Here is a 25,240-nt window from a genome sequence, read left to right as displayed (position 1 = left end):
CCCACAGCTCCTATGAAACCCCCAGTCCACCGCTCAGAGCGGATGCTCGTCTCGGACGCTCCCGCCGCCACGGTGGTGCTGGCCGTGGGGGTGCTGGCGCTGGTGATGGTGTCCCTGGGCGGCATCCTGGGCGAGGGAACCGACCGCCAGCATGGCCTGGAGCCCTTCATGGAGCTGGTGGCCATCCTGCTGGCGCTGCTGGTGGTGTCCGTGTCCCTGCATGTGCTCGACGAGCAGGGCCAGGGCCGTGCCAACGTGCTGGTCGCCGGGTTCGGCGTGGCCGCGGTCTGCAATTTCCTGCACGGCGTGCTGGCCCATGCCACGCCGCAACCGGCGTCTGCCCTGGTCACCGACATGGCGCTGTGGCTGGGCGCCTGGGTGCGCGTGGCCGAGTGCGCCGCACTGCTGCTTACGGCACTGCATGCCTCCCTGCCCGGGCCTGCCCGGATGTGGGCGGTGGCGGCGGGCGCGTTTTCCCTGGCGCTGGTCTGGGCGGCCGTGGGGCCGCTGGCCCGTGGGTTTGCCCAGGCGTCGGGCGGCATGCTGCCGACGCTGATGGCCGCCGTGCTGTGCCTGGGACTGGTGGTGGCTGCCGTGCGCCTGCACCGCGACGCGGCGGCGGGCGACAACCGCACGCGCGGGCGCCTGCTGGCCTGGGCGGCGGCCGCCTTCGCGGTCGCAGAACTCCTGGTGGGCCTCTCCGGCGCAGGGCAGCTCGGCTGGGCCGACATGCTGGCACATGGTGCGCGCGTGGTGGGCTACGCGCTGCTGTACCAGGCCGTGTTCGTGGTCGGCATGCGCCAGCCTTTCGAGCGATTGCACCAGGCCGAAGCCCAGCTGCGCGAGAGCGAGACGCGGCTGCAGCTGCTGGGCCGCAACCTGCCGCTCAGCGTGCTCTACCAGGTGGTGCGCGAGACCGACGGCCGCATGCACTTCGTGCACATCGGCGATGCCATCGAGCGCCTGAACGGCCTGCGCGCCGAAGACGTCCTGCGCGACCCGGGTGTGCTGTACCAGCAGATCCTCCCCGAAGACCTCCCCATGCTGGAGGAAGCCCGGGAACAGTCGCTGCGCACCATGGGGCCCATGGAGGCCAATTTCCGCATGCGCGTGTCCTCGGGGGCCGTGCGCTGGATCCACCTGAGTTCCTCGCCCCGGCTGCTCGATGGCGGGCGCGTGATCTGGGACGGCGTGCAGAGCGACATCACCGCCGAGCGCGAGGCCGAGCAGGCCGCCCACGCGCACGAGGTGCAGATGGCCAACATGCTGCGCCAGGTGCCTGGCGGGGTGGCACGGCTGGACCGCGACCACCGGGTGCTCTATGTGAACGAGCAGCAGGCCCGTTGGCTGCACCGCACACCGGAGCAGTTGCAGGGGCAATTGCTGCAGGACGTGATCCCCACCGCGGTCATGGCACGCATGCAGCCCCAGCTGAAAAAAGCCTTTGCCGGCGAGACGGCGGTCTTTGAAAACCGCATCGATGGCCTGGATGGCGCCCAGTACCGCCACACCACCCTTGTGCCCGAGTCCATCACCGACCAGGGCGTGATGGCGGTGGTGGTGTTCGCCTACGACCTGACCGAGCTCAAGCGCATCGAGAACGAGCTGGCCCAGCAGAAGGCCCACCTGGCGCGCGTGGTGAACGCCATACCGGACATGGTCTTCCTCAAGGATGCGGACGGCGTCTATGTCTCCTGCAACCCGGTGTTCGAGCGTTTCGCGGGCAAGCCCGAGCGCGAGGTCATCGGTTGCACCGATTTCGACATTTCGCCCGCGGCCGCGGCCGAGCAGTTCCGGGCCTACGACCGGCGCGCCATGCAGGCCTGGCAACCCCTGGTCTATGAAGAACAGCTGACCTTTGCCGAAGATGGCTACCAGGGGTACTTCGAGACCATCAAGACGCCCATCCGCGACCTGCATGGCCGGGTCACGGGCGTTCTCGGGGTGTGCCGCGACATCACCGACCGCAAGCGCGCAGAGCAGGAGATCGAGCGCCTGGCGTTCTACGACGCGCTCACGGGCCTGCCCAACCGGCGCCTGCTGCTGGACCGCCTGCAACGCTCCATTGCCGCCTGCCAGCGCAGCAAGAACCTCGGTGCCCTGCTGTTCATCGACCTGGATAACTTCAAGGACCTCAACGACACCCTGGGCCACGACATGGGCGACCAGCTCCTGTCCCAGGTCGCCACCCGCCTGGTGGGCAGCGTGCGCGAAGCCGACACCGTGGCGCGCTTTGGCGGCGACGAATTCGTCGTCATGCTGGACAACCTGAACCCCGAGCTGCAGGACGCCGCCGCCCAGGCCGAAACCGTCGCCGAAAAACTCCTGGCCAGCCTGAACCAGCCCTTCGCCCTCGGAGGCCAGCAGCACTACAGCACCCCCAGCATCGGCATCACCCTGTTTGGAGACGAACGCCTGTCGGTCGATGAACTCCTCAAACGGGCCGACCTGGCCATGTACCAGGCCAAGGCCGCCGGGCGCAACACCCAGCGCTTCTTCGACCCGGACATGCAAGCGGCCGTCAACGCCCGCTCCAACCTGGAAGCCGACCTGCGCCAGGGCCTGGCCCGGAGCGAGTTGCTCGTGCACTACCAGCCCGTCGTCGACCACCAGGCACGCCTGGTGGGCGCCGAAGCCCTGGTGCGCTGGCGCCACCCCCAGCGCGGCATGATCAGCCCCGGCGACTTCATCCCCCTGGCCGAGCAGACCGGCCTGATCCTCCCACTGGGCCAGTACGTGCTGGAAACCGCCTGCAGGCAACTCCAGCGCTGGAGCCAATCGCCCGCCACCGCCCAGCTGTCCATCTCGGTGAACGTCAGCGCGCGCCAGTTCAGGCAACCGGGCTTCGTCGCCGAAGTGCTGGGCACCTTGAAGGACTGCCAGGCCCGGCCCCAACTGCTCAAGCTGGAACTCACCGAAAGCCTGCTGCTCGGGGACATCGAAGACACCATCGTGCGCATGGAGCAACTCAAGGCCGAAGGCGTGGGCTTCGCGCTCGATGACTTCGGCACCGGCTACTCGTCCCTGTCCTACCTCAAGCGGCTGCCGCTGGACCAGATCAAGATCGACCAGAGCTTCGTGCGCGACGTGCTGAGCGACCCCAACGATGCGGCCATCGTGCGCACCATCCTGGCGCTGGCCAAGAGCCTGGATTTGCAGGTGGTGGCCGAGGGGGTGGAGACGACGGGGCAGCTGGGGTTCCTTCGGCTGCATGGCTGCGAGGGGTTCCAGGGCTATCTGTTTGGCAGGCCTGTGCCGGTGGACCTGTTCGAGCGTGAACACCTGCCCGAGCCCCCTGTCCCGGCCCCTGCCGCCGAAGCGCCATGACCGCCGTGCCAGGGCCCACCCCCGCCGCGCCCGCACCTGCCGCCACCGTGCTGTGGGTGGATGGCGATGCGCCGCACGCGCAAGCGGCCATCGCCGTGCTGGCCCAGCGCTGCCCGGGCTGGCGCGTGGTGCACAGCCCCTCGGCCGAGGCCGCCTCCCTGCTGCTGGCGGCGCAGACCTGGGATGCACTGGTGCTGTGCCTGGACCCGCAGATCCAGGAGCTGCCCAGCCTGCTCGAACTGTGTGCCGGGCGCCCGGTGCTGCTGTGCCTCGATGCGCAGCAGGAGGCCCTGGCGGCACGCGGCTTTCGCTGCGGCCTGGGGGACTATGCGCTGCGCGCAGCGGATGGCAGCCACCTGCCCGAGCTGGTGCACCGCCTGTCCGCGCTGGTGGGCCGCCAGGGCGCGGTCGCCGTCCCCGGGGCGGCGCAGCAGCCCATGCGCACGGTGGATGCACGCATCTGGCACGAGGCGCTGACCCTGCTGCAGGAGCAGCGCCAGGGCCTGCAGGTCACGCTGGCGAGCATGAGCCAGGGCATCTTCCGGACCGGGCCGGACGGGCGCATCACCATCTACAACCAGCGCGTGCTGGAGCTGCTGAACCTGCCCGAATCGCTGATGGCCGCCCGGCCCACCCTGGCCGAGCTCACGCAGCTGCAGGCCGAGCGGGGGGATTTCGGCAGCGGCTACAACCTGGTGGACCACCGCGGGCGCGACTACATTGCGCGCTCCGCCGTGGACCCCTCGCCCGAGGTCTACTGGCGCACCACGCGCGATGGCCGCACCTTCGAAGTGCGCACGACGCGGCTGCCCGATGGCGGGCTGGTGCGCACCTTCACCGACGTGAGCGACTATGTGCGCGTGGAAAATGAGCTGCGCGAGAGCGAGGCGCGCTTTCGCGGCCTGAGCGACCTGTCCTCCGACTGGTACTGGGAGCACGACGCCGACGGCCGCTTCGTGCAGCTGGCGGGCGATCTGAGCGTCAACGGCATCCCCCTGTCGAGCGTGATGGGCCGCACCCGCTGGGAGATCGGCGCGCTCAACATGGGCGATGCCGACTGGGACGCCCACCGCGCGGTGCTCGCGGCGCAGCAGCCGTTCCGCGACCTGGAGCTGCAGCGCCAGCGGCCCGATGGCAGCATGCACTGGATCTCGGTGAGCGGGGTGCCCGTGTTCGACGGCCAGAGCGTGCTGCGTGGCTACCGCGGCGTGGGGCGTGACATCACCGAGCGCAAGCAGGCCGAGCTGCAGATCGAGCGGCTGGCGTTCTTCGACGCGCTCACCGGCCTGCCCAACCGCCGCCTGCTGATGGACCGCCTGCAGCGCGCCACCGTGGCGGCCGGGCGCAGCCACGCGCATGGCGCGTTGCTGTTCATCGACCTCGACAACTTCAAGGACCTCAACGACACGCTGGGCCACGACACCGGTGACCAGCTGCTGGTGCGCGTGGCCAGGCGCCTGCTGTCCTGCGTGCGCGAGAGCGACACCGTGGCCCGGTTTGGCGGTGATGAATTCGTGGTGCTGCTCGACGGCCTGCACAGCGACGTGGCGCATGCCAGCAGCGAGGCTGCGACCATTGCGCAGAGCATCCTGGCCGCCCTGGGCAAGCCCTACGACATGGACGGCATCAGCCACCACAGCACGCCCAGCATCGGCATCGCGCTGTTCGGGCAGCGCCCGTCCACGCCGGACGAGCTGCTCAAGCATGCCGACCTGGCCATGTACCAGGCCAAGGCGGCGGGGCGCAACACGCAGCGCTTCTTCGACCCCGACATGCAGGCCGCCGTGAGCATGCGCGCGGCGCTGGAGGCCGACCTGCGCCGCGGCCTGAACCAGCAGGAGCTGCTGCTGTACTGCCAGCCGGTGGTGGATGCCTCCGGCAAGCTGCTCGGCGCGGAGGCCCTGGTGCGCTGGAACCACCCGCGCCGGGGATTGGTGCTGCCCGGCGAGTTCATCCCGCTGGCCGAGCAGACCGGCCTCATCCTGCCGCTGGGCCAGTGGGTGCTGGAAGCCGCCTGCGCCCAGCTGGTGCTGTGGTCGCGCAGCGCGCTCACGCGCCCCTTCTTCCTGTCGGTGAATGTGAGCGTGCGCCAGTTCCGCCAGCCCGATTTCGTGACCCAGGTGCTGGGTGCGCTGCAGGCCAGCGGCGCCAACCCCGAGCGCCTGCGCTTCGAGCTGACCGAAAGCCTGCTGCTCACCGATGTGGAGGACAGCATCGCCCGCATGGAGCAGTTGCGCCGCCACGGGGTGGGTTTTTCAATGGACGACTTCGGCACCGGCTACTCCTCGCTCAGCTACCTCAAGCGCCTGCCGCTGGACCAGCTCAAGATCGACCAGGGCTTCGTGCGCGACCTGCAGACCGACCCCAACGATGCCGCCATCGTGCGCACCATCCTGGCCCTGGCGCGCAGCCTCGATCTCTCGGTGGTGGCCGAAGGGGTGGAGACACCGGGCCAGTTCGAGTTCCTGCAGCGCCACGGCTGCCAAGCCTTCCAGGGCTACCTGTTCGCCCGCCCCATGCCGGCCGAGATGCTGGAGCGCGCCCTGCTTCCTGCGCCATGACAAACCCGGGGCGCACCGGGCGGGCGACAATCGGCGCATGAAGAAACAGGTGCTGGTGGCGGGCGGGGGCATAGGCGGGCTGGCTGCGGCCCTGGGCGCATCGCGCGCCGGCTGGGATGTGCGGCTCTACGAGCGCGCCGCGGCCTTCAGCGAGGTGGGGGCGGGCGTGCAGCTCGGGCCCAACGTGGTGCGCCGCCTGCAGGCCTGGGACCTGCACCGGCCGCTGCAGTCGGTGGCCGCGTTTCCGGCCCGCTTGCAGGTGCGCAGCGCCCTGTCGGGGCGCGAACTGGCCGAGCTGCCGCTGGGCGCCACCGCCATCGAGCGCTATGGCGCCGCCTATGCCACCATCCACCGCGCCGACCTGCACAGCCTGCTGCTGGCCGCCGTCACCAAGTACACCGACACCCAGCTGAACCTAGCGCACGCCATCGAGGGCTTCACCGACGGCAGCACGGCCACGAGCCCCATCCCGGGGGCCGAAACCGCCGTCACCGTGCGCACCAGCCGCGGCAAGGAGGTGGAGGGCGACGCGCTGGTGGGGGCCGACGGCCTGTGGAGCGGCACGCGCCTGCAACTGCTGGGCGGCACCGCGCCGCGCGCCACGGGCCACCTGGCCTACCGTGCCCTGGTGCCGCAGGAGGCCCTGCCCAAGGCCCTGCGCACCCAGCAGATCACCGCCTGGCTGGGCCCGCGCCTGCATGTGGTGCAGTACCCCGTGCGGCGTGGCGAGTTGCAGAACCTGGTGGTCATCATCGAAGGCCCGGCGCCCGACGACATGCAGGGCTGGGACCATGCCGCGAATGCCGCCGACCTGGAGCAGGCCCTGCAGCGCGCCTGCCCGGCGCTGCAGCACGCCGTGTATGGCGTGGCGGCCGCCGGTGGCGGCTGGCGCCTGTGGCCCCTGTGCGATCGACCGCCCGTGCGCGGCGCGGCAGAGATGGCGCAAGGCCTGGTGGCCCTGCTCGGCGATGCCGCCCACCCCATGCTGCCCTACCTGGCCCAGGGCGCGGGCATGGCCATCGAGGATGCGGCCGAGCTGCAGCGCGCCCTGTCCATGCACGACCTGGAGGTGCCGCTGCGCCTGACGCGCTATGCCCTCAACCGCTGGCAGCGCAACGCCCGCGTGCAGGCGCGCGCCACGCGCAATGGCCGCATCTTCCACGCCATGGGGCCCGTGCGCTGGGGGCGCGACGCCTCGCTGCGCCTGCTGGGCGCGCGCGTGCTGGACCTGCCCTGGCTCTACCGCGGTGACGGTTCGGTGGCGAGCTCGCTCTAGGACGCCACGAGGGGACAGTCCGCCAGCACCCGCTCGGCCAGCGTCTGGCGCAGGGCCTGCAGCGCGGCGATGCGTGCGTCGATTTCGAGCAGCTTGGCGGACAGCACCTCGGTGACGGCGGGCGCCGGGTCGGGCGCATCCCAGATCGCGGGCAGCCGGTCGCCGATCTCGGCCAGCGTGAAGCCCAGTTGCTGCGCGGTGCGGATGTATTGCACCAGCATCAGCACCTCGTCAGGGTAGTCGCGGTAGCCGTTGGGCAGGCGGCGTGCGCGGATCAGCCCCTGTTGCTCGTAAAAGCGCAGGGCTTCGCGGCTCATGCCGGCGGCGGTGGCAAGTTCTCCGATCAGCATGGCATGGCTCCTCACCCAAAAAAAGTGCTTGACCCTGAAGCGTACTTCAAGGTGGAAGCTCGGGGCCTTCTTCACTCCGAACTTTGTCACGCCATGCCCATTCCTGCCTTCTCAACTCCCCGCTACCTTGCCATCGTGCGCGCCAGTGGCTGGTACGACCTCATCGTGACCTGGCCCTTCGCCCTGCCGTGGACCTTTGTCTGGCTCTACGGCACGCTCACCTGGCTGTCGACCTCGCTGGACCTGCCCGGCACCCTGCACCCGCTCGATGGCACCCATATGCTGCTGGCCAACCTGCTCGGCTCGGTGGTGGTGGTCTGGTCCATCGCGCGCATCGTGGCGCCCGGCGTGCTGCTGGGCCGGCTCGATGGCCTGGCGCGGTTCCTGTTCGCCACCTGGCAGGTCTACGCGGTGGCGCAGGGGGCCAGTGCCATCGTGCTCGGTTTCACCGCCTTCGAGCTGCTGTTCGGCGTGCTGCAATGGTGGCGCGTGGCCGGGCAGGGCGGTGTCGCCTGCCCCGCCAAAATCAGTGCGCGGGGGCCGGCAGCAGCCTGAACGCCAGCACACCGGCTGCCAGCAGCGCCGAGATGCTCAGCATCACGGCCACATACGGATCGGCGCCGCGCGCAGAGGCCAGCGAGGCGGCCAGCCCCGTGAGCCACTGCATCAGCGCCACGCCGAGGAACAGCGCCATGGTGAACACCGCCATGGCGCGCCCGGTCATGGCCGCCGGGTAGGCCGAGCGCACGTCCGCGTACTGCAGCACCATGTAGCCCGAGAGCAGGCCCACGGCGATGGCGCCGCCCACGTCCAGCCACTCCTGGTGCAGCAGGCCGATGAGCAGGAACAGGCCGCACAGAACCACCGTGAAACCCGTGATCCAGCGCCTGCGGTGCGCCGGGCCGGGGTCCAGGCGGCCGAAGTATGCCGGGGTGAACAGCGACACCAGCGAGGACAGCATGGCCACGTTGCCGCTGGCCACCAGCGAGTAGCCGTGCCGCTCGATCAACAGCGGCCCCAGCCACAGCCCGCGCAGGGTCAGGAAGGAGGCATACGTGGTCAGCGCCAGCAGCATGATGCCCGCGGTGTGCGGCAGCAGGAACAGGGCTCCGAAGCCGCGCACGGCCGAGGCGATCGATTCGCGTGGAGCATCGGCGGTGTGCAGCGGCTCTACAGGCTCGTGCACCTGCCACCAGATCAGCAGCCAGGCCAGCGCCGCCAGCCCCGCCAGCACGCCGAAGCCCGCGCGCCAGGAGGAGTGCTGCACCAGCCAGGCCAGCGGCGTGCCGGTGAACAGCATGCCCAGGCCGCCGATGCCCATGGCCACGCCCGAGACCATGGCAAAGCGCCCCGGGGGAAAGTAGCGCGCGATGAACACCGTGCACACCAGGAAGGCCGGCGCGCAGCCCACGCCGATCAGCACCTGCCCGAGCAGCACCATGCCGTAGCCCGGTGCCAGTGCCGACAGCAGCGACCCGGCGATGGTCAGCGGGAAGGCCACCAGCAGCGTGCGCCGCACGCCATACAGGTCGATGCCCACGCCCATGAACAGCTGCATGCCGCCGAAGGCGAAGGCAAAGGCCCCGGCGAATGCGCCCAGGGCCTGCGCCGACAGCCCGAACTCCGCGCGCAGCCCGGTGGCGATGATGGCCGTGATGGTGCGAAAGGCCTGGCTCAGTGCAAAGCCCGAGACCAGGGCCAGCAGCATCACCCAGGCGACCCGGGGGGCGAGCAGGGGCGAAGGGGGTAAGGGTTGGGCGGACTCTGCGGTCTGGGGCGGCAAGGGGGTGTCTCCGGGAGGGCGCGCACGGTGCGCGCCGCGTTCGAGGGTACACGGTGGGCGGGCGACTGGCTGTCCCCCATGCGGAGGATGTCTCAGAGGTCCGTGCGCAGCTTCCAGATCTCGGGGAACAGCACCACGTCCAGCATCTTGCGCAGGTAGCTCACGCCGCCCGTGCCGCCGGTGCCGCGCTTGAAGCCGATCACGCGCTCCACCGTGGTCACATGGCGAAAACGCCACAGGCGGAAGGCGTCTTCCAGGTCGGTGAGCTCCTCGCCCAGCTGGTACAGGTCCCAGTGCTTGTCGGGCGCGCGGTACACGGTGAGCCAGGCCTGCTCCACGCCGTCGCTTTCGGCGTACGGCAGGGTCCAGTCGCGCTCGGTGTGGCTGGCCGGCACGGGGATGCCGCGGCGCGCCAGCAGGCGCAGGGCTTCGTCGTACAGCGAAGGCGCCTCGTAGGCGGCCTGCACCTGGGCCAGCAGGTCGGCGCGGTGCTCGTGCGGCTTGAGCATGGCGCGGTTCTTGTTGCCCAGCGCGAACTCGATGCTGCGGTACTGGTAGCTCTGGAAGCCACTCGACTGGCCCAGGTAGGGCCGCATGGCGCTGTACTCGGGCGGCGTCATGGTGGCCAGCACGTCCCAGGCATGCACCAGCTGCTCCATGATCTTGGAGACGCGGGCCAGCATCTTGAAGGCCATCTGCAGTTCGTCCTGCGCAATGTGGCCTATGGCGGCGCGCAGCTCGTGCAGCATGAGCTTCATCCACAGCTCGCTGGTCTGGTGCTGCACGATGAACAGCATCTCGTCGTGCGCCGGCGACAGCGGCTTTTGCGCCGTGAGGATGGCGTCGAGCTGCAGGTAGTCGCCGTAGCTCATGCTTTGGCTGAAGTCGAGCTGGGCGCGCTCCTCGTGCACGATGGATTCAGGCTTGCCGCTGGCGGGGCCGGCCGCGCCGGGTTCTGCTGGGGTGTGGGAGAAGGGGCACATGGCTCAGGTCACCGCATGGATCTGGTTGAACTCGGGGCGCTGCCACTCGGCCGCTTCGAGCACCTGGCGCAGGTGCTCCACGGCGTTCCACACGTCCTCGTAGCCGATGTACAGCGGCGTGAAGCCAAAGCGCAGGATGTCCTTGTGCGGGCCCTGGCCGCCATCGCCCTTGCGGAAGTCGCCGATCACGCCGCGCGCGATCAGCGCCTGCACGATGGCATAGGCACCGCTGCCCTGGCCATTCAGGCCCTGGCCCTCGTCGCGTGTCAGGCACACCTGCGAGCCGCGCTGTGCGTGCGCAACCGGCGTGGCCAGGCCCAGGCCGTGGCCGGCGCAGCGCTCCTGCACCAGGGCGATGAACAGGTCCGTCAGCGCCAGCGACTTGGCGCGCAGCGCGGCCATGCCGCCCAGCGGTTGGGCCGCGTCGAACACGTCCAGGCCGCACTGCAGGGCCGACAGGCTGATGATGGGCTGCGTGCCGCACAGGTAGCGCGTGATGCCGGGGGCCGGCTGGTAGTCCGGCGTGAACTGGAACGGGGCGGCATGCCCCCACCAGCCCGACAGTGGCTGCCAGAAGCGGTTGGCATGGCGCGGGTGCACCCAGGCGAAGGCCGGTGCGCCCGGGCCGCCATTGAGGTACTTGTAGCCGCAGCCGATGGAAAAATCGGCGCCTGCACCGTTCAGGTCCACCGGCACGGCGCCCGCGCTGTGCGCCAGGTCCCACACGGTGAGGATGCCGGCTGCATGCGCGGCGGCCGTGGTGCCTGCCATGTCGTGCATGGCGCCGGTGCGGTAGTTCACGTGGGTGAGCATCAGCACGGCCACGTCGGCTGTCAGTGCGGCGGCGATCTCCTCGGGCTCCACCAGCACCAGCTCCAGCCCGCGCTCCCTGCACAGGCCTTCGGCGATGTACAGGTCGGTCGGGAAGTTGCTGCGCTCGCTGACCACGCGCTTGCGCGCCGGGCTGTCCTCGCGGGCGATGTTGAGCGCTGCGCTCAGCACCTTGTAGAGGTTGATGGAGGTGCTGTCGGTGCAGACCACCTCGTCCTTGCCCGCGCCGATGAAGGGCGCGAGCTGGTTGCCCAGGCGCTGCGGCAGGTCGAACCAGCTGGCGGTGTTCCACGAGCGGATGAGGTCGGTGCCCCATTCGCGCGTGACCACGTCGGCCACGCGGGCCGCAGCCGCCCTGGGCAGCACGCCCAGGGAGTTGCCGTCCAGGTAGATCACGCCCTCGGGCAGGCTGAAGTGCCCGCGCAGCGGGGCCAGAGGGTCTTGCGCGTCGAGCGCGCGGCAGTCTTGCAGGGTGGTCATGGGAGTCGCGGGTTAGGTCGTGGAATCAGGTCAGGGCGCGCAGCACGGCGCGCACGGGGGAGGCGTCGGCCGTGGTGAGCTTGAGCGGCAGGGCGATCAGTTCGTAGTCGCCCTCGGGCACGCCGTCGAGTACCAGGTTCTCCAGCACGCGCAGGCCGCGCTGGCGGATCACCTGGTGGCTGTCCAGGGTCTTGCTGTCGGCCGGGTCGATGCTGGCGGTGTCGATGCCCACCAGCAGCACCCCGAGGTCGGCCAGGCGCGCGATGGTGGCCGGGGCATAGGCGGCCAGGGCCCCATCCCAGCGGTCCACCGGCATGGTCTCGTAGGTGCGCACCAGCACGCGCTGCGGCAGGGTGGTATTCACGGCGTGGGCAATGTGCTCCCACTCGATCAGCGGGCCCCGGCCGATGGCATGGATGACGCGGCAGGGGCCGAGGAAGGCCTCCAGCGAGACGTCACCGATGGTGGCGCCCTCGGCGTCGTAGTGCAGCGGCGCATCGGCATGTGCGCCCACGTGGGGCGAGAGGGTGATGGCGCTCACGTTCACCGGGCAGCCGGGCCCGATCGTGGCGCACCACTGCTGGCTGTAGGCCGTGTCGCCGGGGAACACGGGGCTGCCCGCATGCACGGGCGGCGAAATGTCCCAGAGCTGGCGTGCGTTGGGGGTGTGGCTTGCTTGCATGGGACAAAGTTTGCATGTCCCGGAAAACCCGTGGTGTCGGTTATTTCCAACAGCAGGGGGATTTTTTGTTGAAGCCTAAACTAGTTTGGACCGGTCAGAAAACCAGGCCTTCTGCCAGGGGCGGCAGCCCGTGGCGCGTGCGTGCCTTGTTGCAGGCATGGTCACCGGCCTCGAATTCGCGGCAGGGTGAGGGCCGCCACTCGTAGATGCCGCAGGCCGCCTTCTCGCCCACTGTGCCGGTGAGCGCTGCGCAGCGCGCGGGCACGTGGTCCGTGCCGCGCATGCGGCAGGTGCTCTCGGTGACCTCGACGGCCAAGCCGCCGGGCACGGTGCCACCCATCTCCTGCATCTCGTGGACCGAAAAATCCACGCGAAAGCTCGCGCAGCAGGCGCCACAGGTCAGGCAGGGGTGGGCGGATTCGGACATACGAAAGCGTGCCGCGGTGGGCTCAAGGGACTTGTCGAGGGGCTGAGATGGTACGCCAGCGGTCTGCCGCCGGGCCGCTTGCCAGGGTGATCGCGTCGGGTTTCAGCCGTACAGCCGGCCCTGTGCCAGTGCTGCCAAGGCGTTCGCCAGGTTGGCGCGCGCCTGCGCCTCATGGCGATCGTGGAACCACTCGGTGCCGTAGATACGTGGCCGCTCCAGAAACCCCCGCAGCACCGCGCTGCGGCCCGCCACATAGCGCGGCCAGCGCACGAAGAAATACTCGCGCCGCACATTGCGCTCGAACTGGCGGTACACCGCGTCGCTCTGGCCCAGCACCGCCAAGTCGATGTCCACCACCCATTGCGCGTCGCCGCTGAGCGGGCCGGGGTTGTGGCGCGTGTCCAGGATGAACTGGTGCACCGTCTGCACCAGCGCAGGCGGCAGGCCCTGGGCGTTCAGAAAGCGGCTGGCCCAGTCGGCGCTGCGCTCTTCGTTCAGCCCGCCCCACGGGCGGTACACGGCGTCGTGGTACCACAGGGCCAGTGCCACGGCATGCGGCTGCTGCAGCGCGCCGGGCTCGGCGGCCTGCACTGCCTGCAGGTGGCGCAGGCAGGCCCACAGGTGCGTGGTGCCATGGTAGGCGCGTGGCCAGCGCGCCCAGGCCAGCACCAGGCGGCGGCCTTCGCTGCGCCAGGCGGGCCTGTCGTGGCCCAGGTCCCGGCCCAAGGCCTGCCAGTGCGCCAGCAATTCGGCGCAGTGGGCAGGCTGGCGGCGCCAGGGCATGGTGAATGAACTCAGGCGACCTTGCCCAACAGCAGGTACTCCATGAGTGCCTTTTGCGCGTGCATCCTGTTTTCTGCCTCGTCCCAGACCACCGATTGCGGCCCGTCGATCACGTCGGCCTCGACCTCTTCCCCGCGATGCGCAGGCAGGCAGTGCATGAACAGCGCATCGGGCTTGGCGACGGCCATCATCTCGGCATCCACGCACCAGTCGGCAAAGGCCTTCTTGCGCGCTTCGTTCTCGGCCTCGTAGCCCATGCTGGTCCACACGTCGGTGGTCACCAGGTCGGCGCCCTTGCAGGCTTCGAGCGGGTCGCTGAAGAACTGGTAGCTGCCGGCGGTGGCGCCGGCCAGCTTCTCGTCCACCTCGTAGCCGCGCGGCGTGCTCACATGCACCTTGAAGCCCAGCAGCGCCGCTGCCTGCAGCCAGGTGTTGGCCATGTTGTTGCCGTCGCCCACCCAGGCCACCGTCTTGCCCGCAATCGAGCCGCGGTGCTCGATGAAGGTGAAGATGTCGGCCAGGATCTGGCAGGGGTGGTACTCGTTGGTCAGGCCGTTGATCACCGGCACGCGCGAGTTGGCGGCAAAGCTTTCGATCTTGCTCTGCTCGTAGGTGCGGATCATCACCAGGTCCACCATGCGGCTGATGACCTTGGCGCTGTCCTCGATGGGCTCGGCGCGGCCGAGCTGGCTGTCGCCCGTGGTCAGGTGCACCACGCTGCCGCCCAACTGGTACATGCCGGCCTCGAAGCTCACACGCGTTCGGGTGCTGGCCTTCTCGAAGATCATGGCCAGCGTGCGGTCCACCAGGGGGTGGTGCTTTTCATAGGCCTTGAACTTCTTCTTGATGAGCGCGGCACGCTCGAACAGGTAGGTGTACTCGTCGGCGCTGAGATCGTTGAACTGCAGGTAATGTTTCATGGCATTGCGGCGCGCTCCGTGCGCGCCCAGGGTTTATTCGGCCAGCAAGGCTTTGACCAGCGGGACCAGCTTGGCGACGATCTCGTCGGCCTCGGTGGTGGACAGGATCAGCGCGGGCACCAGGCGGATCACCTTGTCGGCCGTCACGCTCAGCAGCAGGCCGGCTTCGGCCGCCTGGGCCACCAGCACGCCGCAGGGCTTGTCCAGTTCCACGCCGAGCATCAGGCCCTGGCCGCGCACTTCCTTGACCCCGGGCAGGCTGCCCAGTTCGCGCACGAGCGCGGCCTTCAGGTGCTCACCCACGGTGGCTGCATTGTGCAGCAGACCGTCCTCTTCCATGATGCGGATGGTTTCCACACCGGCGCGCATGGCCAGCGGGTTGCCGCCGAAGGTCGTGCCATGGTTGCCAGGCTGCAGCACATTGGCCGCCTTGGGGCCGGCCACCACGGCGCCGATCGGCACGCCCGAGCCCAGGCCCTTGGCCAGGGGCATCACGTCCGGCACGATGCCGGCCCATTGGTGGGCGAACCACTTGCCGGTGCGGCCCATGCCGCACTGCACCTCGTCGATCATCATCAGCCAGCCGCGCTCGTCGCACAGCGTGCGCAGCTGCTGCAGGTACTCGATGCGCATCGGGTTGATGCCGCCTTCGCCCTGGATGGTCTCGAAGAACACGGCCACCACGTTGGGGTTGCCCTCGGTGGCCTGCTTGATGGCCTCGATGTCGTTGAGCGGCACGCGCACGAAGCCCTCCACCAGCGGGCCGAAGCCGTTGTGGATCTTGGGGTTGCCGGTGGCCGACATGGTGGCGATGGAGCGGCCATGGAAGGCCTTCTCGTAGACCACGATCTCGGGCTTGGCGATGCCCTTGTCCACGCCGTACTTGCGTGCGATCTTCAGGGCCGCCTCGTTGGCCTCCAGGCCCGAGTTGCAGAAGAACACATTGGTCATGCCCGACAGCTCCACCAGCTTGGCGGCCAGGGCTTCCTGGCCGGGCACGTGGTAATAGTTGGACGAATGCATGATCTGGCTGATCTGGTGCTGCAGCGCGGGCACCAGCTGCGGGTGGTTGTGGCCCAGGGTGTTCACGGCAATGCCGCCCAGGCCATCGAGGTATTCCTTGCCGTTCACGTCCCACACGCGGCAGCCCTGACCACGGGCCAGCGCGATGGGCACGCGGCCGTAGGTGTTCATCACGTGGGGCGAGGCGGCCTCAATGAAAGCGGTCATGCAGAAATCTCCTGGCGGTGCGGTGAAAAGTGGGTGGCCCGGTTGTCTGGCCCACCCGAAAAGCGAAGCACGATTCTAGGGGCCATGCGATGACCCGCTGTTGACGATTGCGCATCACTGCAATGCGCTCGGCCGGTGATGCCATGCCCTCCAGTCAGGTTTAGAGGGGTAGCTCTTATATAAGAGTTAGAATCCATGGTTGCAGTGCAGCATGCAGTGATCCTGTGGTTGCAGGCTGTCCATTACACTTCGACCCGATGGTTTCCCCCACCTCCAAAGAGATCTTCATCCAAGGCGTTACCCATGACGGGAAAACCTTCCGTCCCAGCGACTGGGCCGAGCGTCTGGCGGGGGTGATGAGCAGTTTTCGCCCGGGCGGAGCACGGCCGGGCAGCCACCTGAGCTACTCGCCCTGGTGCATCCCCACCACCTTCGATGGCGTGAAATGCGTGGTGGTGCACCGCGACCTGCGCGACCACGAGCCCATGGCCTGGGATTTCGTCGTCAATTTCGCGCGCGACAACAACCTGCAGGTGGTCGAGGCCTGCCTGGTGCCGGACGCCCCCATCCCCACCCCTCCCGCCGCCAAGACCTGAGGCGCCGGGCTTCTGTGCCCCCCTCGTGCATGCGAACCAAGCCCCCTCGGGGCTTTTTTTGTGCCTGGACGGTACTGGCCGCCCCGCATTCGGAGCCCGGAAACGAAAAAACCGCCCAGAGGGCGGTTTCTCGTTTTTTTTGCTGGCAGCGCACCCGTTACAAACGGCGAACGGCGCGGGCCGTTCGGGCTGTTTGCCTGAAGAGGGTCAGGCGGCCAGGGCCAGGGCTTTCACCTTGGCAGACAGACGGCTCTTGTCGCGAGCAGCCTTGTTCTTGTGGAAGATGCCCTTGTCGGCCACGGAGTCCACCACGGCTTGCATCTTGGCGAACAGTTCGGTCGCCTTGGTCTTGTCGCCGGTCAGAACAGCCTTTTCGACGTTCTTCACAGCGGTACGGTATTTGGAGCGCAGCGAGGTGTTCGCGGCGTTGAGTTTCGTGTCCTGACGGACGCGCTTGCGGCCCGACGCCAGGCGCGGGTTCTTCTTCTTGGGTTTAGCGGATGCCATTGTGTGTTTCCTTAAGGTCTGAGGATGATGCCAGCAAAGCCCGCGATTATAGCCCAGACGGCCAGCCAAGCCTAGAGAGCGGCACCTGGAGGGGCGCGGAAGGGCTTTTGGTAAGCGGGTGCAACGCCGGCAGCCGCTTCCCACGGGCCTTGCAAACTTCATCCTGCCCTCACGGGGCCTTTGCACACTGCCTCTTTTATCCCCCTTCGGAAGATCCCTTGGCACCTCCCCTGCCCACCCCCGCTGCGGCCGCCGTGCGCCCGCCAGCGCATACACTCCCGGCGGTGTCATTGCTCAAAGCCGCCTCCACCGTCTCCCTGCTGACCCTGGCCTCCCGCGTGACGGGCCTGGCGCGCGATCTCCTGATGGCCTCCTTCTTCGGGGCCAACGCCCTGACGGACGCCTTCAACGTCGCCTTCCGCATTCCCAACCTGTTTCGCCGCTTCTTTGCCGAGGGGGCGTTCAGCCAGGCCTTCATCCCGGTGCTGGCCACTTCCAAGGCCCAGCAGGGCGAGGACGCCACGCGCGTGCTCATCGCCAACGTGGCCACGGCCCTGGCCTGGGTGCTGCTGCTGACCTGCGTGCTCGGCGTGGTGGGGGCTCCGGTGCTGGTCTGGGCCCTGGCCAGCGGCATGCGCCAGAGCCCCGAGGCCTACGACGCCGCCGTGCTCATGACGCGCTGGATGTTCCCCTACATCGGCTTCATGTCGCTGGTGGCGCTGTCGGCCGGCGTGCTCAACACCTGGAAGCACTTCACCGTGCCGGCGGCCTCGCCCGTGCTGCTCAACCTGTCGATGATCGGCGCGGCGCTGCTGGGCGCCCCCCAGCTCGAGGCGCGCGGCATCGAGCCCATCTACTCCATGGCCGGCGGCGTGCTGCTGGGCGGGGTGCTGCAGCTGGCGGTGCAGATCCCGGTGCTGGCGCGCATGGGCCTGTTGCCGCGCATCGGCGTCAGCTGGCGCGCCATCCGCACGGCCTGGGCTGACCCGGGCGTGCGCAAGGTGCTGTCGCTCATGGGCCCCATCCTGCTGGGCGTGGGCGTGGCGCAGATCTCGCTGATGATCAACACCCAGATAGCGTCCTACCTGGCGCCGGGCAGCGTCACCTGGCTGTTCTATGCCGACCGGCTGATGGAGTTCCCGACCGCGCTGCTGGGCGTGGCCCTGGGCGTGGTGCTCACGCCGCAGCTCACGGCCGCCAAGGCCGCGGGCGATGCCGAGAAATACTCGGCCATGCTCGACTGGGGCCTGCGCATCGTGGTGCTGCTGGCCGTGCCCTGTGCCGTGGCGCTGCTCACCTTCTCCAAGCCGCTGGTGGCCACGCTGTTCCACTACGGCAAGCTGGCCGACGGCGACGTGGGCCAGATCGCGATGGCCCTGTCGGGCTACGGCGCGGGCCTGCTGGGCCTGGTGGCCATCAAGGTGCTGGCCCCGGGCTACTACGCCAGCCAGGACGTGCGCACGCCGGTGAAGATCGCCATCTCGGTGCTGGTCATCACGCAGTTGCTCAACATCGCGCTCGTGCCCTGGATCGCGCACGCCGGCCTGGCCCTGTCCATCGGCCTGGGTGCCCTCATCAATGCGCTGTGGCTGCTGATCGGCCTGCTGCGCCGCGGCAGCTACCAGCCGCAACCGGGCTGGTGGCGTTTTGCACTGCAGGTGGTGGCCGCCAGCGCGCTGCTGACGCTGCTGCTGGTGTGGTCGTCGCAGCATTTCGACTGGGTCGCCATGCGCAGTGCCAAATGGCAGCGCATCGGTTTGCTGGCACTGCTGATGGGGGCCTCGGCCGCGCTGTATTTCGGCGCCCTGTGGGCGGCGGGCCTCAAGCTGCGCAAGATGCTGCGGCGCTGAACCGGCAGACCGGTGGCGAAGCGAAATAACCCTCTACCGCGTGACTTTTGCAGCTTGACGCGGCGGGGGCAGAACCTTACAACCTTGTCATGCCACTGAGCCTGACCGTACCGACCGCGCTGGAGTACTTTGCATCGCTGGTGCAAAGCGATGACCATTTCCCCCTGCTGGAGGCTGCCGCAAGCCTGGCGCAGGACGAGTACCCCGAATTCGACGTGCAATTGCTGCTGGGCGACATGGACCAGCTGCAGGCGCGCATCAAGCGCCGCCTGCCGGCCGATGCGCCCGCGCTGCAGCGCCTGCGCACGCTCAACCAGTTCTTCTTTGCCGACATGGGGTTCGGCGGCAACGTCAACAACTACTACGACCCCGAGAACAGCTACCTCAATGCCGTGCTGCGCACGCGCCGGGGCATTCCCATCAGCCTGGCCGTGCTGTGGATGGAGCTGGCCCAGGGCCTGGGCCTGCATGCGCGCGGCATCGCCTTCCCGGGGCATTTCATGGTCAAGGTGCTGCTGCCCAAGGGGCAGGTGGTGCTGGACCCGATCACCGGCCAGTCCCTGAGCCGCGAGGAGCTGGGCGAGCGGCTCGAACCCTACAAGCGCCGCAACGGCCTCATCGACGACTACGACGTGCCGCTGGGCCTGTACCTGCAGGCGGCCACGCCGCGCGACATCATCGCGCGCATGCTGCGCAACCTCAAGGAGGTGCACCGCACCCAGCAGGACTGGCAGCGCCTGATCGCGGTGCTCGACCGCCTGATCGTGTTGCAGCCCGAGGCCTGGGGCGAGTGGCGCGATCGCGGGCTCGCGCACGCCGAGCGCGGCAACCTGACCGAGGCCATCTTCGACCTGGAAACCTACCTCCAGCATGTGGAGGATGGCCTGGACATCGACCACGTCACGGAACGGCTCGGCGCCCTGCGCAGCGCGAACGAATAGGCGCGAACCGTTTTTCGCGCCGGGCTGGCTGTCGGCCTCAGCCCTGCAGCCGGGCCAGTTCGGCGCGCAGCGCCTCGTTCTCGGCGGTCAGCTCGGCCACGCGCAGGCGCAGGGCCTGCAGTTCGCCGCTGGCCGCAGCCGATTCCTGCGCGGGGGCTTCGTCCGCGGCTTCCTTGTCTTCGCGCGGCTTGCGCTGCTTGGCATCGCGCACGCGCTTGGCGGCCTGCTTGAGCTCGTCCTTGCCGCCCTTGGCCGCAGCCACCTGCTCCTCGGCCGGCAGGGTGGCCACGGTGGCGGCCGTGGCCAGCGAGATGGTGCCGGACTTGACGGCTGCCACCAGCTCGGGTGCTGCCTGCTTCTGGATCTTTTCGATGGCCACCACCTGGCTGCTGCTCAGGCGCGCCGCGCGGGCAATCGCCTCGCGGCTGCTCAGGCTCTCGGAGGGCACGTCCGCCTCGGGGGCGGGCGGTGGGGGCGCGGCTACCGGGCCATCGGAAGACCAGGGCAGGTCGGCCTCGTCCACCGGCTCGGGCGGGATGGCGGCGGCGCGACTGCGGCGCGCGGCCACGATCTCGCGCTTGCGCAGGGCCAGCACGCCGCGCTGGAAGTCCGAGACGCTGCGGCGGCCCAGGTGCTGGTCGATCATCCACAGGTGCACGTCTTCCATGCTCTGGAAATGCGTGTTCTGCACCGTCTGGAAAGGCAGGCCGTGCTTTTGGCAGATGCCGTAGCGGTTGTGGCCATCCACCAGCACATCGCCCCAGAGCACCAGGGCATCACGGCAGCCCTCGGCCAGCAGGCTGCGTTCCAGGGCGTCGTGCTCGTCGCGGGTCAGGGGATCGATGTAGGCTTTGAGTTCTTCGTTGACGACGATGTTCATGGTGGCGCGAAATCCGGGGAGCAGGGCAAGGGGCGGGATTGTAATGGGCCGCCCTGCGGCAGCTCCTACCGGTCCCGGGGTCCGCGCAGGGCGATCCAGGCCGCCACCGGCATGAACACCACCAGCAGGCCGACGATGATCCAGAAGCCGTGCGGGCTGTCGGCCAGCGGCACGCCGCCCACGTTCATGCCGAGCAGGCCGGTCAGGATGTTGATGGGCAGCGCCAGCACCGTCACCACGGTCAGCACGAACAGGCTGCGGCTGTTGGCCTCCTGCACGTTGGCGGCGACCTCTTCCTGCAGCAGCTTGATGCGCTCCTGCAGGCCCTGCATGTCACGCAGCACCACCGAGAACTCCTCGGTCGAATCGCGCAGCTCCTGCGCATCCTCGGCGCCCATCCAGGCCGGCGGGTTCTGCAGCAGGCGGAACAGGGCCGCGGGCTCGGGTGCCAGCAGGCGCTGCAGGCGCACCAGCAGCCGGCGCAGCACGCCCAGGCGCGCGCGCTTGTGGTCCAGCCGGCTGGCGAGCAGCTCGTCCTCGATGCGGTCGATGCGCTGCGTGACGCCGCGCACGATGTCCACCAGGCCCCCGGCCTGGGTGCGCATGAGCTGTTCGAGCAGGGCCACGCTGGAGCGTGGCGAATGCCCATTGCGCACGGCGGTGCGCAGCGCGTCCACCGAGCGCAGCGGGTGGGCCCGGGCCGTCACCACCAGCTGGGGCGCCACGCTGATCCACAGCGTGGCGATGTCGAAGGGCTCGAAGGCGAAATCGAAATGCGCGTCGTTGAGCACGGCGATCAGCGTGTCGTCGTCGCGCTCGATACGGGTGGAGTGCGAGCCATCCTTGAGCGCCTCGAAAAAGGCGTCGGGCAGCCCGGCATGGCGCTCCATCCAGCGCACCGCCTGGGTGTGGCTGAGGTTGAAATGCAGCCAGACGAAGGGAAGGGCCTCGCCGTCCCCGGCCGGGATGGCGGGCGGCTGGCCGAGCGACTGCAGCCACTGCGCGGCCTCCACCGAGTCGATGGCCTGTGGCGCACCCATGGTGCCCATGCGGTAGCCGCAGATCAGGCCTGCGGCATCGCCCCCATAGTTCTGTCCTGCGGTACTGGCGGCGGGTGCATTCATGGAAAGCGGGAAAAGGAGCGGAAAAGTCGCCACGGTGGCGGGACGTGCCAGCACATGGCTGCCGATATTGCTGTTACCGCATGACAGCGGTGTGACACTTCATGTGGGTGTCATGCATTTGTCACCGGGCGAGCGCATCATGGGAAACCCCTTATCTGCCCCTCCGACGCCATGTTCCAGAACGCCCCCATCGATGCACAGGACCTGATGCAGCGCATCGCCAACGACCTGATCGACAGCTACGACGAAGAGCTGGAGCTGGAGATCGAGGACCGCAACGTGGACGATGTCGGTGACCTGGTGCCGGCCGACAGGCATGCACGCCAGCTGTATTTCAAGGAGCTGTTCCGCCTGCAGGGCGAGCTCGTGAAGCTGCAGGACTGGGTGCAGCACAGCCGCCAGAAGGTGGTGATCCTGTTCGAGGGCCGCGACGCGGCCGGCAAGGGCGGCGTCATCAAGCGCATCACCCAGCGCCTGAACCCGCGCGTGGCCCGCGTGGCGGCACTGCCCGCACCCAACGACCGCGAACGCACGCAGTGGTACTTTCAGCGCTATGTGGCGCACCTGCCGGCTGCCGGCGAGATGGTGCTGTTCGACCGCAGTTGGTACAACCGTGCCGGCGTCGAGCGCGTCATGGGCTTTTGCACCGACGACGAGTACGAGGAGTTCTTTCGCACCGTGCCCGAGTTCGAGAAGATGCTCGTGCGCTCGGGCATCACGCTGGTGAAGTACTGGTTCTCCATCACCGACGAAGAGCAGCACCTGCGCTTCCTGGGTCGCATCCACGACCCGCTCAAGCAATGGAAGCTCAGCCCCATGGACCTGGAAAGCCGCATCCGCTGGGAGGCCTACACCAAGGCCAAGGAAACCATGCTCGAGCGCACCCACATCCCCGAGGCCCCGTGGTGGGTGGTGCAGGCCGTGGACAAGAAGAAGGCGCGCCTGAACTGCATCTCGCACCTGTTGTCGCAGTTTCCCTATGAAGATGTACCCCATCCCCCTGTGGTGCTTCCCGAGCGCGTGCGCAACCCCGAATACCTGCGGCAGCCGGTTCCCGCCAACATGTATGTCCCTGATTCGTACTGAGGCCGCGCCGGGCAGGTGTGCGGCGAGGCCGGTCAGGTGTTCCTCAGCAACTCGATGGTGGAGATCACATCCTTCACCTTGAAGGGCTTGAGCAGCACGCGGCGCACGCGCAGCGCCTTCATCTGCTCTGCGGTGGTGGCGTCCACCTCCGAGGTGGTCACGGCCACCGGCACGGACGAGGCCACGGCCAACTGCGAGGCGCGCACGCTTTCCAGCAACTGCACGGCCTCCTGCCGTTCTTCCAGCGACACGATGACGCCTGCAAAATCCCGCTGCGCCAGCTGTTGCTGCGCGGTGCGCACGCTCGCCACCTGCCGCACTTCGGGCAGCGACAACTGCCGAGCGGTGGAAACGATGATGCTGCCGGTCAGCATGCTGGGCTCCACCAGCAGGATGCCCTTCGCTGCGCCGCTCATGGATTCCGATCCTCGTTGTCAGGCGCTGGCTCGGCATGGCGCCGCATGAGCTCCTCCACCGCCAGGTCGCGCAGCGAAGCCAGGATGGCCAAGTCCACCCGGTCCAGGTCACGCGGCTGCTGGTCGATGATGCACAGGGTGCCGATGCTCTCGCCGCTGGGCAGCTTGAGCGGGGCGCCGGCGTAGAACTGGATGCCCGGCCCGCCGGTCACCAGCGGGTTGTCGGCAAAGCGCTGGTCTTTCGCGGCGTCGGGCACGACCATGGTCTCGTCCTTGAGGATGGCATGGGCGCAGAACGAGATGTCGCGTGCCGTTTCAGGAGCATCCAGCCCCACCTTCGCCTTGAACCACTGGCGCTCGGCGTCGATCAGCGAGATCAGCGCGATGGGCATGTCGAATTCCTGCGCGGCGAAGGCCACGATGCGGTCGAACCGCTCCTCGGGCGGCGTGTCCAGGATCAGCAGTTGGCGCAGGGCCTGCAGGCGCTCGTCTTCGTTGGCAGGGGTGGGCGGCTCTTGCATGTCGATCAGGCATTCCAAACGCACGGAATGCCATTATGTTCCGCGATAGCGCAAGCCTGCGGTCAGTGGCGGGTCACGACCTCCCGTGCCGGTGTGCCGGGACGGCCGAACTGGTGCCAGGCGCGGCGCAGCTGCGTGTCCGAGCTGAAGCCCGCCAGCGCTGCGGCCTGTGTCACGTTGTGGCCCGACTGCAGGGCCGCCTCGGCCGCGGCCAGGCGGATGCGGCGCAGGTATTCCAGCGGCGCGATGCCCGCATGCTCCAAAAACAGCCGGTTCAGGTGCCGCGGCGAGGTGTGCGCCACCTCGGCCATGGCGGTCACGTTCCAGGGCGCCTGGGGCTGCTGGCCCACGGCGTCCTGCACGCGGTGCAGGGCTCCGTGCAGGTGGTTGCGGTGGTGCAGGAAGGGCGAGAGCTCCGGGTCCTGCGGGCCACGGCGCAGGGCCACCACCATGGTCTGGGCCACCTGCGCGGCAATCGCCGGGCCGCAGGCGTCGGCAATGCGGTAGAGCATCAGGTCGATGCCGGTGGTCACGCCCGCGCTGCTGTGCAGTGCGCCGTCGTGCACGAACACGCGGTTGGCCACCACGTCGCAGTGCGGGTCCACCTCGGCCAGCTCGCCCAGGTGCTGGTGGTGGGTGGTGGCGCGCCGGCCGGCCAGCAGGCCCGCGTGCGCGGCCAGCACGGCACCCGCGCAGATGGTGACCAGCTCCAGCCGGCCCGTGGCCAGGCGCATGCCGCGCAGCCAGTGCAGCAGGTCGCGGGCCTCGCTGTTGTCCACCGCGATGGACTTGCCCGGCAGGCCCACCAGCACCACCCAGGCCGGCTGGGGCAGGGGGCAGGGCAGGGGTTCCAGCCCCGTCAGCATGGCCCCCACCGAGGTCACCGCCTGCGGCGTGGGGGCCGTGAAATGCTGCACGAAGCGTTCGGGCTGGCCCTGGGCGCGCAGCAGCTGGTTGGCGATGCGCAGCGCCTCGGCCGGTCCGGCCCAGTCCAGCACCAGACTGCCGGGCAGCAGTGCGAAGTAGACGTGGATCGGGGCGTGCGGTGTCAGGGGCTGGGGTTCCATGGCGTGTCCATCTGGCGGGCGGTGCGCTCGGAAAGCGCCCGGCCCGCCAGGCGCGTGACCAGGTGCAGGGACATGTCGATGCCGGCACTGATGCCGGCCGACGTGACCAATGCCCCGCGGTCCACCCAGCGCACATTCTCCTGCACGTCGAGCGCCGGGAATTGCGTGCGCAGGTCGGCAATGTCCTCCCAGTGCGTGGTGGCCGGCCCCTCGGTCAGCACGCCGGCCGCTGCCAGGATGAAGGCGCCCGTGCAGACCGAGGCGGTGAGCTGCGCGCCCGCGGCCGCCCGGGCCACCCAGGCACGTGTCTCGGCGCAGGCGGCGGCCGCATCGACCACGCCGCCGGGCACGATCAGCACGTCCGGTGCGGCGGCCGTGGCGAAGTCGGCATCGGGCAGCACGCGCAGGCCGGCGCGCGCCTGCACCGGCTGCAGGCTGCGTGCCACGCACTGCACGGCAAAGGGCGTGGGCGCGCCGGGCTGCAGGCGCTGCTGCATGCGGCAGGCCGTGGTGAAGACTTCGTAGGGGCCGCCCAGGTCCAGGGCTTCGACATCGTCGAACACCAGGATGGAGACTTGCAGGGGGCGTTGCTCAGGGGATGCGGTGGTCATGGGTGGGC

The 25,240-nt window shown here is 69.0% G+C and carries 24 protein-coding genes; 8 read left to right on the top strand and 16 right to left on the bottom strand.

The genetic code is table 11. The annotated features are described in order from the left end of the window. The first annotated feature begins 12 nt into the window (after window positions 1-12). The 3 genes from AC07PA_RS10425 to AC07PA_RS10415 are packed head-to-tail and all read left to right on the top strand — an operon-like array spanning window position 13 to window position 7,164. On the top strand, window positions 13-3,327 hold the full coding sequence (locus AC07PA_RS10425) for a sensor domain-containing protein (protein ID WP_494605111.1): 3,315 nt from the start codon (window positions 13-15) through the stop codon (window positions 3,325-3,327). Further along, window positions 3,324-5,888: a putative bifunctional diguanylate cyclase/phosphodiesterase gene (locus tag AC07PA_RS10420; RefSeq protein WP_494605109.1), complete on the top strand. Its 2,565-nt coding sequence runs from the start codon at window positions 3,324-3,326 to the stop codon at window positions 5,886-5,888. Before AC07PA_RS10425 ends, AC07PA_RS10420 begins: the two co-directional genes overlap by 4 nt. A 37-nt stretch (window positions 5,889-5,925) precedes the next feature. Then, window positions 5,926-7,164, top strand: a complete 1,239-nt coding sequence (locus AC07PA_RS10415) for an FAD-dependent monooxygenase (protein WP_494605107.1) — start codon at window positions 5,926-5,928, stop codon at window positions 7,162-7,164. Here AC07PA_RS10415 and AC07PA_RS10410 read toward each other — a convergent pair. Then, complete coding sequence (locus AC07PA_RS10410) at window positions 7,161-7,514, bottom strand: MerR family DNA-binding protein (RefSeq protein ID WP_145695233.1); 354 nt, start codon at window positions 7,512-7,514, stop codon at window positions 7,161-7,163. The two genes, AC07PA_RS10415 and AC07PA_RS10410, sit on opposite strands and share 4 nt — an antisense overlap. Before the next feature lie 93 nt (window positions 7,515-7,607). Between AC07PA_RS10410 and AC07PA_RS10405 the strand changes: the two genes are divergently transcribed. Further along, complete coding sequence (locus AC07PA_RS10405; protein WP_494605105.1) at window positions 7,608-8,069, top strand: hypothetical protein; 462 nt, start codon at window positions 7,608-7,610, stop codon at window positions 8,067-8,069. On the opposite strand, the gene AC07PA_RS10400 is transcribed toward AC07PA_RS10405, so the two are convergent. The 8 genes from AC07PA_RS10400 to AC07PA_RS10365 all read right to left on the bottom strand — a co-directional run bounded on the left by AC07PA_RS10400 (window position 8,041) and on the right by AC07PA_RS10365 (window position 15,633). Continuing rightward, window positions 8,041-9,222, bottom strand: coding sequence for an MFS transporter (locus AC07PA_RS10400; RefSeq protein ID WP_494605278.1), 1,182 nt, complete (start codon window positions 9,220-9,222; stop codon window positions 8,041-8,043). The two genes, AC07PA_RS10405 and AC07PA_RS10400, sit on opposite strands and share 29 nt — an antisense overlap. A gap of 167 nt (window positions 9,223-9,389) precedes the next feature. After that, complete coding sequence (gene kynA / locus AC07PA_RS10395; RefSeq protein ID WP_007848997.1) at window positions 9,390-10,280, bottom strand: tryptophan 2,3-dioxygenase; 891 nt, start codon at window positions 10,278-10,280, stop codon at window positions 9,390-9,392. Window positions 10,281-10,283: 3 nt separating this feature from the next. Continuing rightward, window positions 10,284-11,591: a kynureninase gene (gene kynU, locus AC07PA_RS10390; protein WP_494605103.1), complete on the bottom strand. Its 1,308-nt coding sequence runs from the start codon at window positions 11,589-11,591 to the stop codon at window positions 10,284-10,286. A gap of 25 nt (window positions 11,592-11,616) precedes the next feature. Continuing rightward, window positions 11,617-12,273, bottom strand: coding sequence for an arylformamidase (kynB, locus tag AC07PA_RS10385; protein ID WP_494605101.1), 657 nt, complete (start codon window positions 12,271-12,273; stop codon window positions 11,617-11,619). Between the two features lie 94 nt (window positions 12,274-12,367). Continuing rightward, entirely contained in the window at window positions 12,368-12,700 is a 333-nt protein-coding gene (locus AC07PA_RS10380) for a YkgJ family cysteine cluster protein (protein ID WP_007848991.1), read from the bottom strand. A gap of 102 nt (window positions 12,701-12,802) precedes the next feature. After that, on the bottom strand, window positions 12,803-13,483 hold the full coding sequence (locus tag AC07PA_RS10375; protein WP_494605098.1) for an HD domain-containing protein: 681 nt from the start codon (window positions 13,481-13,483) through the stop codon (window positions 12,803-12,805). An 11-nt stretch (window positions 13,484-13,494) separates the two neighbouring features. Beyond that, the gene (gene argF / locus AC07PA_RS10370; protein WP_145695238.1) at window positions 13,495-14,403 is read right to left on the bottom strand and encodes an ornithine carbamoyltransferase; all 909 of its coding nucleotides are present in this window, start codon (window positions 14,401-14,403) and stop codon (window positions 13,495-13,497) included. A 33-nt stretch (window positions 14,404-14,436) separates the two neighbouring features. Next, complete coding sequence (locus tag AC07PA_RS10365; RefSeq protein ID WP_494605096.1) at window positions 14,437-15,633, bottom strand: aspartate aminotransferase family protein; 1,197 nt, start codon at window positions 15,631-15,633, stop codon at window positions 14,437-14,439. Between the two features lie 257 nt (window positions 15,634-15,890). On the opposite strand from AC07PA_RS10365, the gene AC07PA_RS10360 reads away from it, so the two are divergent. Further along, the gene (locus AC07PA_RS10360) at window positions 15,891-16,229 is read left to right on the top strand and encodes a DUF3579 domain-containing protein (protein ID WP_007848984.1); all 339 of its coding nucleotides are present in this window, start codon (window positions 15,891-15,893) and stop codon (window positions 16,227-16,229) included. Window positions 16,230-16,436: 207 nt separating this feature from the next. Here AC07PA_RS10360 and rpsT read toward each other — a convergent pair whose 3' ends face one another. Further along, window positions 16,437-16,736, bottom strand: a complete 300-nt coding sequence (gene rpsT / locus AC07PA_RS10355; RefSeq protein ID WP_007848982.1) for a 30S ribosomal protein S20 — start codon at window positions 16,734-16,736, stop codon at window positions 16,437-16,439. Window positions 16,737-17,020: 284 nt separating this feature from the next. Between rpsT and murJ the strand changes: the two genes are divergently transcribed. Both murJ and AC07PA_RS10345 read left to right on the top strand, forming a co-directional pair. After that, complete coding sequence (murJ, locus tag AC07PA_RS10350) at window positions 17,021-18,586, top strand: murein biosynthesis integral membrane protein MurJ (protein ID WP_494605093.1); 1,566 nt, start codon at window positions 17,021-17,023, stop codon at window positions 18,584-18,586. An 89-nt stretch (window positions 18,587-18,675) separates the two neighbouring features. Continuing rightward, a complete protein-coding gene (locus AC07PA_RS10345) occupies window positions 18,676-19,527 on the top strand; it encodes a SirB1 family protein (protein ID WP_494605091.1) in 852 nt (283 codons plus the stop codon). 37 nt (window positions 19,528-19,564) lie between these two features. Here AC07PA_RS10345 and AC07PA_RS10340 read toward each other — a convergent pair whose 3' ends face one another. Together AC07PA_RS10340 and AC07PA_RS10335 are read right to left on the bottom strand one after the other, a co-directional pair. Further along, complete coding sequence (locus AC07PA_RS10340) at window positions 19,565-20,407, bottom strand: ParB N-terminal domain-containing protein (RefSeq protein ID WP_494605089.1); 843 nt, start codon at window positions 20,405-20,407, stop codon at window positions 19,565-19,567. 65 nt (window positions 20,408-20,472) lie between these two features. Then, entirely contained in the window at window positions 20,473-21,531 is a 1,059-nt protein-coding gene (locus AC07PA_RS10335; RefSeq protein ID WP_494605087.1) for a transporter, read from the bottom strand. A gap of 171 nt (window positions 21,532-21,702) precedes the next feature. Between AC07PA_RS10335 and ppk2 the strand changes: the two genes are divergently transcribed. Beyond that, window positions 21,703-22,617 carry a polyphosphate kinase 2 gene (gene ppk2, locus AC07PA_RS10330; protein ID WP_494605085.1) on the top strand — a complete coding sequence of 305 codons (915 nt, stop codon included), beginning with the start codon at window positions 21,703-21,705 and terminating at the stop codon, window positions 22,615-22,617. A gap of 32 nt (window positions 22,618-22,649) precedes the next feature. On the opposite strand, the gene AC07PA_RS10325 is transcribed toward ppk2, so the two are convergent. From AC07PA_RS10325 to AC07PA_RS10310, 4 genes are all read right to left on the bottom strand, one after another. Then, window positions 22,650-23,033, bottom strand: coding sequence for a response regulator (locus AC07PA_RS10325; RefSeq protein WP_007848966.1), 384 nt, complete (start codon window positions 23,031-23,033; stop codon window positions 22,650-22,652). Further along, window positions 23,030-23,554, bottom strand: coding sequence for a GAF domain-containing protein (locus AC07PA_RS10320; protein WP_494605083.1), 525 nt, complete (start codon window positions 23,552-23,554; stop codon window positions 23,030-23,032). The genes AC07PA_RS10325 and AC07PA_RS10320 overlap by 4 nt, the downstream gene beginning before the upstream one ends. Window positions 23,555-23,616: 62 nt before the next feature. Further along, window positions 23,617-24,621 carry a GlxA family transcriptional regulator gene (locus AC07PA_RS10315; protein WP_007848963.1) on the bottom strand — a complete coding sequence of 335 codons (1,005 nt, stop codon included), beginning with the start codon at window positions 24,619-24,621 and terminating at the stop codon, window positions 23,617-23,619. After that, on the bottom strand, window positions 24,603-25,232 hold the full coding sequence (locus AC07PA_RS10310; RefSeq protein ID WP_494605081.1) for a DJ-1/PfpI family protein: 630 nt from the start codon (window positions 25,230-25,232) through the stop codon (window positions 24,603-24,605). Before AC07PA_RS10310 ends, AC07PA_RS10315 begins: the two co-directional genes overlap by 19 nt. Between the last annotated feature and the right edge of the window lie 8 nt (window positions 25,233-25,240).

It is taken from the genome of Acidovorax sp. GW821-FHT09B03, from assembly GCF_059418305.1.
The sequence above is the reverse complement of the archived record's forward strand: the minus strand, read 5'-3'. Positions and strand labels throughout refer to the sequence as shown.